The following is a 12,727-nucleotide window of genomic DNA, read 5'->3' on the forward strand; positions in this document are numbered from 1 at the left end:
AATAAAAGTGATAAAGCCGGAACGTTTAAAAAAAGGAGATACCATTGCCGTTATTGCTCCAGCTAGTCCGCCATCGCCCGATTCTTTACAAAAAGGCATCCAGTATTTGGAAGAGGAATTAGGGTTAAAAGTAAAGGTTGGACAACATGTTTACGATCAATACGGTTACTTAGCAGGAGAAGATGAAGCCAGATTAATAGATTTAGAAAATGCTTTTTTAGATCAAGAAGTAAAGGGAATTATTTGTGCTTGTGGGGGTTATGGAACCGCTAGATTGGCAAGTCAAATTAACTATTCCATCATTGCTCAAAATCCGAAGATATTTTGGGGCTACAGTGATATAACGTTTCTGCATACTGCAATTGCTAAAAGAACTGGATTAGTAACTTTTCATGGTCCGATGCTTTCCTCGGATATTGGAATGGAAGACTGTCATCCTTTATCGAAAGCTTTATTAAAACAATTATTTCAACCGCAAGAAATAATGTATACAGAAGAGTACTCGAACGTGGATGTTTTAGTAGAAGGGAGAGCCTCAGGAAGGATGACAGGAGGAAACCTTTCTCTTATCACAAGCTCGATCGGTACTCCTTTTGAAATAGATACCAAAGCAAAAATTCTACTGATAGAAGATATAAATGAAGAGCCGCGATCCGTAGACCGAATGCTTAATCAATTACAGCAAGCTGGAAAGCTGACAGATGCTGCCGGAATTATTATTGGTGATTTTCATCAATGTCAACCCAAAAGAGACAAGTCGCTTGCGTTAGACGAAGTGATCAACCACTATATTCAAAGAGCAGGGAAACCAACTATGAAGGGATTTAAAATAGGACATTGTTCGCCACATATATCTATTCCGCTAGGGGTTAATGCAGAAATAAACACGAATGAAAAAGTACTAATGATTGATAGCGGAGTGGAATAAATTAGAAGAAGTAAAAGCTGGAGAGTAAGTTAATTGGCATAGCAACACCAGAAAACAAGATTTTAAAAATAAGGATGATACATAGTGAAAATAACTAAAATCGAAACATTCCGTGTCGCAGTTCCATTAATTAAACCTTTTAAGACAGCGTTACGAACTGTAACGATTGCTGATTCTGTATATGTAAAAATTACATGCGAAAACGGAATTGTTGGTTGGGGAGAAGCACCGCCGACTTTAGTAATAACAGGAGATAGTCTAAAAAGCATCGAAGCATCCATTCATGAAGTGTTCAAACCTTATTTATTGAGCAAAAGCATTTTGCAGCTTGAATTATTGCTTCAAGGAATCCAGCAAATACTTGTTGGAAATGTGAGTGCAAAGGCAGCAATTGATATGGCCCTATATGACTGTTTTTCTCAATATTGTAAGCTGCCACTTTATCAATTATTGGGTGGATATAATAATACATTGGAAACAGATTATACAGTTAGTGTCAATGACCCGGTAGAAATGGGAGAAGACGCAATGAGCTATGTTAAACAAGGGTTTAATGTATTAAAGATTAAAGTGGGAAAAGATGAAATACAAACAGATATTAATAGAATAATAGAGATTAGAAGAAGAGTAGGAAGTGAAATTAAATTAAGACTGGACGCTAACCAAGGCTGGAGCCCGAAAGAGGCAGTTGTAGCTATACGAAAAATGGAGGACTTAGGGCTTAATATCGAATTAGTGGAACAGCCAGTTAAAGCGGATGATATCCAAGGTTTAAAGAAGGTAACTGATTCAGTAGACACATTAATTATGGCTGATGAGGCTGTATTTACTCCACAGCAGGCCTTTGAGGTGCTGAAAACACGCAGTGCAGATTTAATTAATATTAAATTAATGAAATCAGGGGGCATCTACCGTGCCCAGATTATCAATCATTTAGCTGAAGTTTCAGGAATGGAATGTATGGTCGGAAGTATGATTGAAACTAAATTAGGAATTACTGCTGCGGCTCATTTTGCAGCAAGTAAAAAGAATATAACTCGTTATGACTTTGATGCACCACTGATGCTGGCCCGAGATATAGTAGATGGCGGTGTTCAATATGACGGAAGAAACATCATTTTATCTAAGCAATTTGGTTTAGGGATAAATCATATTCTTGTACACGAAAAGGAGAATGTGGGATGACGAAATATGATGTGAGAATAGTGGATGTTCCTGTTGCTACCCTCTGGACAACTGAATATTCAGCAAGAGAAATAGACGCAGGGGCAATTGATAATCCTTGTGATATAAAGAGCTGGATTGCGAGTCTTGATTATGAAAAAGGACTAGAGCTTTGTACAGAGAACTTAGTACAATCACAAGTATTGTATGGGCAAGAGGTATATGTATTGGAAGAAAAAGGCGACTGGACATATGTAGCATTGCCCAATCAAGCAACTCGGAAAAATCAGCTTGGCTACCCGGGGTGGATACCTAAAAAACAACTTGTAAAAAGGGAAGGTTATTCTTTACAAAGTGGACCGATTGCAATAGTTGAAGCATCTGCAGCAGAGTTATGTGATGGTAATAAAAATGCAATATTGTCATTATCCTTTCAAACGAGACTCCCGCTAAAAAAACAAGAAGGAGAATGGGTTCAAGTGTCGACACCTTCTGGGGAAGGGTGGATTAGAGCAGCGGATGTAGTCGTTTATCCCTCTTTTCAAGATGTCCGTAAAGGAACAGGGAAAGATATAGTAAAACAAGGAGAACGATTTTTGAAACTGGACTATTTATGGGGCGGCATGAGTTCGTTCGGTTATGATTGCTCTGGTTTCAGTTACAGTATGTGCTTAGCGAATGGGTATGTGATACCGAGAGATGCCAGTGAGCAAGCAGAGGCAGGGAAAAATGTTCCTTTAGAGGAAATGGAACCAGGAGATTTATTGTTTTTTGCTTACGAGGAAGGGAAAGGACATATCCACCATGTAGGTATTTATTATGGAGAAAATAAATTGCTTCATTCCCCAAAGACAGGAAAGACAATCGAAATTATTCCTTTAGAAAATACAATCTATGAAAAAGAATTATGTGTAGCAAGAAGATATTGGGAATAAGGAGAGAGTGGGATGACACAGCAGGTTCTATTGAAAGTAGAAAATGTATCGAAGCATTTTGAATTAGAGAAGAATACGACATTACAAGCAGTATCTAATGTATCCTTTTCTATCAAGAAAGGAGAAACATTTGGTATTGTCGGTGAATCAGGCTGTGGAAAATCGACATTAGGCAGAACGATTATGGGATTATATAAAGCATCGAATGGGCAAGTTTTATACAATGATATCAATATGGGAAGTATGTCTGAAAAGGATAATTTTTCATTTCGACGAAAAATGCAAATGATTTTTCAGGATCCCTATGCTTCGTTAAATCCTCGTTCCACGGTCCGGGAAATTTTGGCAGAGCCTTTAGAAATTCATGGAGTCTATCGAACAAAGGAAGAAAAAAATACTCGTATAGATGAGTTATTGGAAAGTGTAGGGCTGAATAGAGAACATGCCAATCGTTTTCCCCATGAATTTAGCGGGGGACAAAGACAAAGAATTGGCATTGCGAGAGCATTAGCCCTAGAGCCGGAATTTATTATTGCAGATGAGCCGATCTCCGCACTAGATGTTTCTGTGCAAGCACAAGTAGTAAATCTATTAAAAAGGCTGCAAAGAGAAAAACAATTAACCTATCTATTTATAGCCCATGATTTATCGATGGTAAAGCAGATTAGTGATCGAATTGGTGTCATGTACTTAGGGAATTTAGTAGAGTTAACAGACAGTAAGGCATTGTATTCCAATCCCCTACATCCATATACACAGGCACTTCTTTCTGCTATTCCTATTCCAGATCCAGATATAGAAGACAAAAGAGAACGAATTATCTTAAAAGGGGAATTACCAAGTCCAGTTGACCCGCCAAGTGGTTGTGTTTTTCGAACCCGCTGTCCCCATGCGATGGATATTTGTGCCAATAAAAAGCCAGATTGGCAAGAGCGAGAAAATGGCCATTTTGTAGCCTGTCACCTTTATTAGGATATAACAGGATGAATATGGAGAAATTAAGCAAGCTTATAAATAAAATTGTACAGGAATATGAGGGAGAAGGTCATTTTGGGATAGCTATGGAATGGAGAGGGCAAGGTTTTTTTCTAAATGAAAACGACGTCTTCCCCAGTGCTAGTCTCATTAAATTACCAGTTATGGTCGAAAGCTTTATGCAAAGCTCAGGTGGAACACTGGCGTTAGAAGATTTAGTGGAGGTTAGAAGCCTCCTAAGAACAGGGGGAGCGGGTATTGTTCAATACATGTCTCCGCAAAGTCGTTTATCGATTCGTGATTTACTTACTTTAATGATGATTGTTTCGGATAATATGGCAACCAATTATTTGATTGAGCGACTTGGCATGGACAATGTGAATAGAAGATGTCAACAGCTTGGGATGTCATCAACCGTTCTGCAGCGAAAAATGATGGACCGAGAAGCGCGAAAAAGAAAAATTGAAAACTATACTTCTCCTCATGATATTCTCCGATGTCTAAAGGCGATTTATAACGATAGAAATCAGAGTGGGAAGACAATCTTATATCATCAGCAACTTCTTGATAAACTGCCGTATTATCGCGGAGAGAATAGTGGTATTAGAATTGCTAATAAAACTGGAGAATTGGATAAGGTGGAACACGATTGTGCCATCATAGAGCACGAGGATGAAATTATCTTTATTGCGATTTTAACAGATCAGCTTACAGCCAATCAGAAAGGGAAAGAACTAATCCAATTAATTGGAGCCAGTATTTTTGAGTGTTTATATGATAAAAAAAGTCTGAACGGATAAGGCAGACTTTTTTTGCGTGAGTCAAATCAGAAAGGTGCAAGAAAAATTCGTGTAAATATGTGAAACAGTCTTGAATGAAATCCTCGTTCAAACTATAATAAATAATGAAAATCATTATCATTTATAGTTTGTAAAGAAATAGATATCTCTTTTATCTTCGAATAAAGAAGGAAATAACGGCGGAAAATAGCAACAGAAAATGACTCCGAATTTATTATAAAACATATAGAAAGAACAGGAAGGAGGGGAAGAAGAATGGACATACTGGCTACAGATCAACTCAAAATTGGATATGAAGATAAAATTATTGTCGATGACTTGAATCTACGCGTGAAGGAAGGGGAAATTACAACCATTATTGGGCCTAATGGTTGTGGTAAGTCCACGATATTAAAGACTCTTGCGCGGATTCATAAAGCAAAGGCAGGGTTTGTATATCTAGACGGAGAAATGATACACAAAATCCCTACTAAAAAAATTGCCCAAAGAATGGCAGTGCTTCCTCAATCACCAGACGCACCTAATGGATTAACGATTTATGATTTAGTTTCCTATGGTCGTTCCCCTCATCAAAGAGGATTTGGGCGATTAGGAGAGAAAGATAAAGAAGTGATAAATTGGGCATTAGAAGTAACTGGTTTAACAGAGCTGAAGGATCAAGAAGTTGATACATTATCAGGTGGTCAGCGTCAAAGAGCGTGGATTGCGATGGCGATTGCGCAGGAAACAAATCTTCTGTTATTAGATGAACCGACAACGTATTTAGATATGGCTCATCAACTGGAAGTACTGAAATTGTTAAAGAAACTGAATGAAGAAGAAAATCGAACTATTGTGATGGTTATTCATGATCTGAACCATGCAGCAAGATTTTCCGATCATATGGTCGCGATGAGAAATGGTAAATTGATGAAAGAGGGAACAGCGGAAGAGGTAATGACAGAAGAGGTTCTAAAAGAAGTTTTCCAAATAGATGCTGTTGTTGTACAGGACCCTAGAACGAATAAGCCTGCTTGTCTTTCTTACGACTTATTACACCAAAAGGAAAGAGAATTAGTAGCATTCGCTAAGTAATGGATAAAAAGATTACTTAGCTTTTTTTTATATATGAAAACTTGTCTTATTCTTTTTTTAGCATGAAGAGAAGGGGGTTCTCATATAATGGGATTGAGTAACATTTCACATAAATTTGCTTATTATCGTCGTACCTATTTATAATTTTGGTATACTATTAGAATAGTGTAGTCAGAAATATGTATAGAAGGTTGAGATTAATGGATAAAAATATACTGCTAAAAAAATTTCTTGAAATATTGCCTGAAGAAAGTGTAAAAATGGATGAGGCGTTAAATAAATATACGTATACTAAAATTGGTGGGAAGGCTGATTTTTTACTTTTTCCGCAAACATATGAACAATTACAGTCAGCGTATAAATTAGCCCTTACACAAAATGTGCCGATTACGATATTAGGAAATGGTTCTAATGTGTTGATTAGAGATGGTGGAATTCGTGGGGTTGTATTTAATTTAACTAAGCTTGAGGAAATTTCTCTTGCAGGCAATAAAGTGGTTGCCCAAAGTGGTGCGGCGATTATTGAGACCTCTAGATTTGCATTAGAGCATTCTTTAACTGGATTGGAATTTGCTTGTGGAATTCCAGGTTCTGTCGGCGGAGCGTTATATATGAATGCGGGGGCCTATGGTGGAGAGGTTGCTGATGTTTTGGAATCAGCAAAAGTATTAACGAAAACAGGTGAAATTCAAACAGTAACAAAAGAGGAATTAGAACTTGGCTACCGTACTAGTAGTATAGAGAAAAATGGCTGGGTGGCATTAGAAGGAACTTTCTCTCTGCAAACAGGTGAGTATGCAGAAATTAAGGCGAAAATGGATGAACTTACTTTCTTGCGTGAATCTAAACAACCGTTAGAATATCCTTCATGTGGGAGTGTCTTTAAAAGACCGCCTAACCATTTTGCAGGGAAACTGATTCAAGACAGTGGTCTTCAAGGAACGAAAATAGGTGGTGCACAAGTTTCTACGAAACACGCAGGGTTCATTGTGAACGTAGAAGATGCTACAGCCAATGACTATCTATCCTTAATAAAACATGTCCAAAAAACAGTAAAAGAAAACTTTAACGTCGACCTTGAGACAGAAGTTAGAATTATTGGTGAGGAATAATAGGTTTGTTCTGTTTTCTTTAACAGGACAAAAGGGGTATTTGAAGGAGAATTCATCTTTTTCAGATACCCCTTTTTGGTGATTATTTTCTATCTATTTTCCGCAAAAATAACCGCATTAATAGATAGAGAAGATATCCTATTATCGCACCAAAGACATTTAGAATGAAATCATCTATATCGGCAGCTCGATCTGTAGTAAAGAAAAATTGGATTAGTTCAATGGAAAGGGAGCAGAGGATAGCAAGTCCTATTGTGATCAATGCTTGAAAGTGTTTTTTATATAACATAGGCAGTATAAAACCAAAGGGAATAAACAAGACGATGTTGCCTAAAGTATATAACATCCAAAAGAAAGGCGGCTTATATTTATATTGATACAAAATTTGAACATAGGGTGTAATATTCATTTTTCCTTCCGTTATGGTTGGTGGAGTGAAGTGAAAAGGAGCTAAAGTCACATAAGCAACAGTCAGTAAATAAAAGAAAAATAGATTGAGCAGAATTTCTTTAGAAAAAATGACTGAATTTCTTTCGTTCTTTCGTTGAAGTCGGAAATAGACCCATAACGGCACGGCCAGAATAAGAATAAAAGGAAAATTTAATCGTAATTGAACTCCACTCATCGACCATAATGTAATAAATAGAAAGAGAAAAATGATGACAAAGATTCCACTTTTTAATACATGCACAGATAATCGAAGTCCTTTCATTAATGTTTGTTCTCCTAAAAGTATATGAAGCTTGTTTGAAAATAGAATACAAAGCGAATTGCTTTACTCTTATTTAAGAAAAAAGCATACTAGGGGAGAAAGAGAATAGTTGTCTATATACTAATGAAGGAGATGAATCTTTTGAGTAGTAAAGTTCAAATCGGTCAAACGGCTATGCATGTTACGAAGCTAGGATATGGTGCAAACTCTGTCGGTGGTCATAATTTATTTCCGAATTTAAGTGATGAAACAGGAAAAAATGTAGTAAGAAGTGCATTGGATGCTGGGATTGATTTTCTTGATACCGCTTATGTATACGGATTAGGGAGATCAGAGGAATTAATCGGAGAGGTGCTGAAGGAAAGAGGCAACCGCCAAGATATTGTTCTTGCAAGCAAGGCTGCTCATAAATTAGTAGATGGCAAAATTGAACTTGATAATAGTAAAGAATTTTTACGTAAAGCGGTAGAAGATAGTTTAAAGCGTCTGCAAACAGATTATATTGATTTATTTTATGTTCACTTTCCAGATGGAGTTACTCCTATGGCTGAGGTAGCAGGAACATTAAAAGAATTAAAGGATGAAGGAAAGATTCTTGCAGTTGGAGCTTCGAATTTAGATGCCGAACAAATAGAGGAATTTAACCAAGATGGTTATCTAGAGGTATTCCAAGCAGAGTATTCTTTATTTAAAAGACAAGCAGAGGAAATATATTTACCATATTGTGTAGAAAACAATATTAGCTTTATTCCGTATTTTCCATTAGCTTCTGGATTATTAACCGGGAAGTACTCGAAGGATTCGATCATCAGCGGCGGAAAAGAAAATAATCCACTTTTCCAGGGAGAAGCATTTATTCGTAATGTAGAAAAGGTGGATCAATTAAAGCAAATGGCTGAAGCTAAAGGCTTTGATGCAACACATTTTGCACTAGCATGGCTGTTAGAGCAGCCTGCGGTTGATGTAATCATTCCAGGGGCGAAATCAACTGAACAGCTTAAGAATAATCTTCGAACATTAGACGTGTCATTAACGGAAGAAGAAGTAAAGAAAATTAGTGAGATATTTGCATAAGAGGTAATGCATCTAATGTGCGAATAAACTTGAGAGAGAATAATGATATCAATAAAAAAGCGATGAAGGGATATAAATCTTCATCGTTTTTTTTAGGTTTTTTACAACAGCCAATAATTGAGAAAAGAAAGAAAGTTATTTTAATATATCTTTATTTTGGAACGGCATCAAGAAAATGGAAGGAAATATAAAAAATAGACGGGACTGTTTGTTAGGTTTTCTAACATTTATCGTTAGGTGGTTATTGATATAACGATGTTTTTACCTTTTTCTAGAAAAAGTAAACAAAATAAACTTATCTGAATAATCACAAGAATAAATTATACCAATTTTGTTATCATAGTGTTACAATAGGTAAAAGTTTAAATATACAGATTTTTCGATTTAGTCGGATAATTGGAGGGGTAAAAGTGACACAATTGAGAAGTAATATGATTAAGAAAGGATTCGACCGAGCTCCGCATAGAAGCTTACTGCGTGCAGCTGGTGTTAAAGAGGAGGATTTTGATAAACCGTTTATTGCAGTGGTCAATTCATATATTGATATTGTTCCAGGTCATGTCCACTTACAGGAATTTGGGAAAATTGTAAAAGATGCAATAAGAGAAGCGGGCGGCGTTCCCTTTGAAATGAACACAATTGGGGTAGATGATGGGATCGCAATGGGACATATTGGAATGCGCTATTCATTACCAAGCCGTGAAATTATTGCAGATTCTATTGAAACAGTAGTTGCAGCACACTGGTTTGACGGGATGGTTTGTATTCCTAACTGTGATAAAATCACACCTGGAATGATGATGGCTTCTTTACGCTTAAATATTCCTACTATTTTTGTAAGTGGGGGGCCGATGAAAGCTGGAGTTACTAGTGATGGCAGAAAGATCTCCTTATCATCTGTATTTGAAGGTGTAGGGGCTTACCAGTCAGGTAAAATCGATGAAAGTGGACTAAGAGAATTAGAACAATTTGGCTGTCCGACATGCGGTTCTTGTTCCGGCATGTTCACAGCAAATTCCATGAATTGTTTGGCAGAAGCTTTAGGTCTTGCTTTACCTGGAAATGGGACAATTCTTGCTGTGGCACCAGAGAGAAAGGAATTTGTAAAGAAATCTGCGAAACAGTTGATGAATCTAATAAAAGAAGATATCAAACCGAGAGATATTGTTACAGAAAAGGCAATCGATAATGCGTTTGCTTTAGACATGGCATTAGGTGGATCCACTAATACAGTGCTTCATACATTAGCATTGGCTCATGAAGCAGGTGTAGAGTATCCTCTTGAAAGAATCAATGAAGTAGCATCTAGAGTACCTCATTTATCGAAGCTTGCGCCTTCGTCTGATGTACATATTGAAGATCTGCACGAAGCAGGCGGTGTGTCAGCAGCGCTATACGAATTATCGAAAAAGGAAGGAGCTCTCCATTTAGATACGTTAACTGTTACAGGAAAAACACTTGGAGAAAATATCGCTGGATGTAAAGTGAAAGATTATCAAGTCATTCGACCAATTGATGATCCTCATACTCAAACAGGTGGATTGGCAGTCCTATTTGGGAATTTAGCTCCTCAAGGTGCTATTATTAAAACAGGTGGAGTCCAAAATGGCATTCAACGACATGAGGGACCAGCTATTGTGTTTAATTCACAAGATGAAGTGCTGGAAGGATTAGTAAAAGGAAAAGTGAAGGAAGGACATGTTGTCATCATTCGCTATGAGGGACCAAAAGGAGGACCTGGTATGCCGGAAATGCTGGCACCTACTTCCCAAATTGTTGGAATGGGTCTTGGTCCAAAAGTAGCACTGGTAACAGATGGGCGTTTTTCCGGGGCTTCTCGAGGTATTTCGATTGGTCATGCTTCTCCTGAGGCAGCCGAAGGAGGACCATTGGCATTTGTAAAAGATGGCGATCATATTGTAATTGATATTGAAAATCGTACAATGGATGTTGTTGTTCCAGAGGAAGAATGGGAACAGAGAAAAGCAGAATGGAAAGGTTTTGAGTCGAAAGTAAAAAGCGGCTACTTGGCACGTTATTCGAAGCTTGTGACATCTGCGAATACAGGAGCAGTATTAAAGTATTAATTTGAACTGCTCATTATAGAATAAAAGCAGGCTGGATTCACTTTCTTGTGTGAATCCAGCCTGCTTTTATTGAATAGAAATGAAGCGAGAACTATTCTTTTACTAAGTTTGTTTTCCTTTTTGGATCCATACTTTGTACTTGGAGGATATCTAAAAGAAACACAAACACAGGTATACCAATGATTAATCCCCATACTCCAAAGAAATGCTCTGAGAAGATAAGGACAATAAAGGTGAAAAATACAGGTAAATTTGTTTTCGAAGACATGAGCTTCGGGTTAAGAATATAAGCTTCGATTGCATGAATGATACAAATAAAAATAATCAAAATAATGATATAGGGGTATCCGCCAATGGTATATCCAATTGTTAATAAGGGAATGAGGGAAATAATAACCCCGGCAACTGGAATAAGACCAAGAACAAATACCATAAGAGATAATCCTAGTAATTGAGGAAAACTGAGTATCCATAATCCGATTGTCGTTAAAATGCAATTTACCAAAGCGATAATAACCTGTGCTTCTAATACTTTTCCGAAAGTTAACACAAACTTTTTGCCGAAAAACTCCATTTCGTTATAAAAAGGAGCTATTTTACTTGTGCGGAAGTTTTCTTTATATTTAATCAAACGCGGCTTCTCTAACAGGAAGAAGAAGCTTAAGATAATAGCTAGTATGAATTGTAAACTTAGGGAACTAATACTGGAAAAATATTTAACGATAATGCCCAGCCCTTGTTCCAAATAGCTGTTTATTTGTCTTTCTTGAATAATGGAAACAATATAATTTAAGACAGCATTATCATGGGGACGAGAGTAAAAATCCATTAGTTGTCTAACTAATGCTGTTATTTCTTCCACTAACATTGGCAAATATTTAATAAAGCTATAAGAAAGTAATCCGATGGTTATGAGATAGAGGATGCTAACTATAACGTTTCGTTTTACGTGAATTCGCTTAGAGATAATTTTTTCCATACGATCCATTAAAAATGAAAGAATAAAGGTAAAAAGCATTAAATTAATCATACTCCTAAGTGTGTAGATACCCAGAATCATGAGAGCAAAGATGAAAAACCTTTTTACACTTTTACTTGTAAGAAAATTGATAATTGTTTCCACTCCATTTCCCCTTTTTGATATATTTTTTCTTGTCTATCTATCTACCTATATTCTAACCTAAATTGATTTTTAATCATATAAAAAAGCCGACATTTTTGAAAATTTAGCAAGATAAAAAGCGTGTGCAAAATATATTGGAAGTATTTTGCTTGAAACTTTTCTCCTTAGACTTATATAATTAATTAAGTATAACTAAAACGTTATGGTTAGGAGGAGAAGCGATGGGGCTGTGAAATTAAGAATTGGTGATTTAGCAAAAGCTACTGGTGTGGCAAAAAGAACCATTGATTATTATACAAACCTTGGCCTTCTTCAAGCAGAGCGTTCCCAAACTAATTATCGTTACTATGGTGAAGAACAAAATTGAATAAATAAAGCTATTGAAGAATACAAAAAGAGTAAGCTTACGCTGGAGGAAAAGAAGGAACGATTAAATAATCAACAAGTGCATTCCATAGGTATAGAGGAACTGAGAGCAAATAGGAAGAGTCTAAGTGATAAAATGCATCAGATGCTTACCTCTAGAGATGCACAGGTCCAACATAAAAATAGAGAAGTAAGAAATACTATTATCCATGAAAGCATTTCTTTATACAAGCACTGCTTCTTTTGCTAAATTAACTGTTTTGCATTTATTTATATATTCGGAAGTAGGAATGAATTTTAACTAGTAGCAGCGTCTTTCCTTTTGTAATGTGAGAAAGGCATGCGGCTTTTATTAATCAGGAGGTGTAAGCCCCTTT

12 protein-coding genes are annotated in these 12,727 nt (G+C 36.6%); 10 read left to right on the forward strand and 2 right to left on the reverse strand.

Features of this window, described 5'->3' with window-relative positions; translation table 11 throughout:
- Positions 1–7 precede the first annotated feature (7 nt).
- The 7 genes from NSQ92_RS24145 (at position 8) to murB (ending at position 6,988) form a co-directional block, all read left to right on the forward strand.
- Entirely contained in the window at positions 8–928 is a 921-nt protein-coding gene (locus tag NSQ92_RS24145) for a S66 peptidase family protein (RefSeq protein ID WP_328283228.1), read from the forward strand.
- Positions 929–1,012: 84 nt separating this feature from the next.
- A complete protein-coding gene (locus tag NSQ92_RS24150; RefSeq protein ID WP_047944251.1) occupies positions 1,013–2,113 on the forward strand; it encodes a dipeptide epimerase in 1,101 nt (366 codons plus the stop codon).
- Positions 2,110–3,027 carry a C40 family peptidase gene (locus tag NSQ92_RS24155; RefSeq protein WP_341153276.1) on the forward strand — a complete coding sequence of 306 codons (918 nt, stop codon included), beginning with the start codon at positions 2,110–2,112 and terminating at the stop codon, positions 3,025–3,027. The genes NSQ92_RS24150 and NSQ92_RS24155 overlap by 4 nt, the downstream gene beginning before the upstream one ends.
- A 12-nt stretch (positions 3,028–3,039) precedes the next feature.
- Complete coding sequence (locus NSQ92_RS24160) at positions 3,040–3,999, forward strand: ABC transporter ATP-binding protein (protein ID WP_047944249.1); 960 nt, start codon at positions 3,040–3,042, stop codon at positions 3,997–3,999.
- An 11-nt stretch (positions 4,000–4,010) separates the two neighbouring features.
- Complete coding sequence (locus tag NSQ92_RS24165) at positions 4,011–4,802, forward strand: serine hydrolase (RefSeq protein ID WP_061800071.1); 792 nt, start codon at positions 4,011–4,013, stop codon at positions 4,800–4,802.
- Between the two features lie 255 nt (positions 4,803–5,057).
- Positions 5,058–5,876, forward strand: coding sequence for an ABC transporter ATP-binding protein (locus NSQ92_RS24170; protein ID WP_144580922.1), 819 nt, complete (start codon positions 5,058–5,060; stop codon positions 5,874–5,876).
- Positions 5,877–6,076: 200 nt separating this feature from the next.
- Positions 6,077–6,988, forward strand: a complete 912-nt coding sequence (murB, locus tag NSQ92_RS24175) for a UDP-N-acetylmuramate dehydrogenase (RefSeq protein WP_047944247.1) — start codon at positions 6,077–6,079, stop codon at positions 6,986–6,988.
- Between the two features lie 82 nt (positions 6,989–7,070).
- Here the strand turns inward: murB and NSQ92_RS24180 are convergent, their stop codons facing one another.
- The gene (locus tag NSQ92_RS24180) at positions 7,071–7,700 is read right to left on the reverse strand and encodes a VanZ family protein (protein WP_053215787.1); all 630 of its coding nucleotides are present in this window, start codon (positions 7,698–7,700) and stop codon (positions 7,071–7,073) included.
- Positions 7,701–7,874: 174 nt separating this feature from the next.
- Here NSQ92_RS24180 and NSQ92_RS24185 point away from each other — a divergent pair, with 174 nt between their 5' ends.
- Both NSQ92_RS24185 and ilvD read left to right on the forward strand, forming a co-directional pair.
- Positions 7,875–8,774: an aldo/keto reductase gene (locus NSQ92_RS24185; RefSeq protein ID WP_235850483.1), complete on the forward strand. Its 900-nt coding sequence runs from the start codon at positions 7,875–7,877 to the stop codon at positions 8,772–8,774.
- Between the two features lie 410 nt (positions 8,775–9,184).
- Positions 9,185–10,861 (forward strand): dihydroxy-acid dehydratase, encoded by a 1,677-nt coding sequence (gene ilvD / locus NSQ92_RS24190; RefSeq protein WP_047944245.1) that lies wholly within the window; start codon positions 9,185–9,187, stop codon positions 10,859–10,861.
- A gap of 91 nt (positions 10,862–10,952) precedes the next feature.
- Here the strand turns inward: ilvD and NSQ92_RS24195 are convergent, their stop codons facing one another.
- Entirely contained in the window at positions 10,953–11,984 is a 1,032-nt protein-coding gene (locus tag NSQ92_RS24195) for an AI-2E family transporter (protein ID WP_047944244.1), read from the reverse strand.
- Positions 11,985–12,213: 229 nt separating this feature from the next.
- Between NSQ92_RS24195 and NSQ92_RS24200 the strand changes: the two genes are divergently transcribed.
- Positions 12,214–12,351, forward strand: coding sequence for a MerR family DNA-binding transcriptional regulator (locus tag NSQ92_RS24200; protein ID WP_186440704.1), 138 nt, complete (start codon positions 12,214–12,216; stop codon positions 12,349–12,351).
- Positions 12,352–12,727 lie beyond the last annotated feature (376 nt).

The sequence above is a fragment of the Niallia sp. FSL M8-0099 genome (assembly GCF_038006945.1).
GTDB lineage: Bacteria > Bacillota > Bacilli > Bacillales > Cytobacillaceae > Niallia > Niallia circulans.

Excerpts from the sequence above, each read along its gene's own strand:
- NSQ92_RS24155 (WP_341153276.1), top strand. The coding sequence starts at position 2,110 with ATGACGAAATATGATGTGAGAATAGTGGATGTTCCTGTTGCTACCCTC.
- NSQ92_RS24160 (WP_047944249.1), top strand. The coding sequence starts at position 3,040 with ATGACACAGCAGGTTCTATTGAAAGTAGAAAATGTATCGAAGCATTTT.
- NSQ92_RS24165 (WP_061800071.1), top strand. The coding sequence starts at position 4,011 with ATGAATATGGAGAAATTAAGCAAGCTTATAAATAAAATTGTACAGGAA.
- NSQ92_RS24170 (WP_144580922.1), top strand. The coding sequence starts at position 5,058 with ATGGACATACTGGCTACAGATCAACTCAAAATTGGATATGAAGATAAA.
- murB (WP_047944247.1), top strand. The coding sequence starts at position 6,077 with ATGGATAAAAATATACTGCTAAAAAAATTTCTTGAAATATTGCCTGAA.
- NSQ92_RS24180 (WP_053215787.1), bottom strand. The coding sequence starts at position 7,700 with ATGAAAGGACTTCGATTATCTGTGCATGTATTAAAAAGTGGAATCTTT.
- NSQ92_RS24185 (WP_235850483.1), top strand. The coding sequence starts at position 7,875 with ATGCATGTTACGAAGCTAGGATATGGTGCAAACTCTGTCGGTGGTCAT.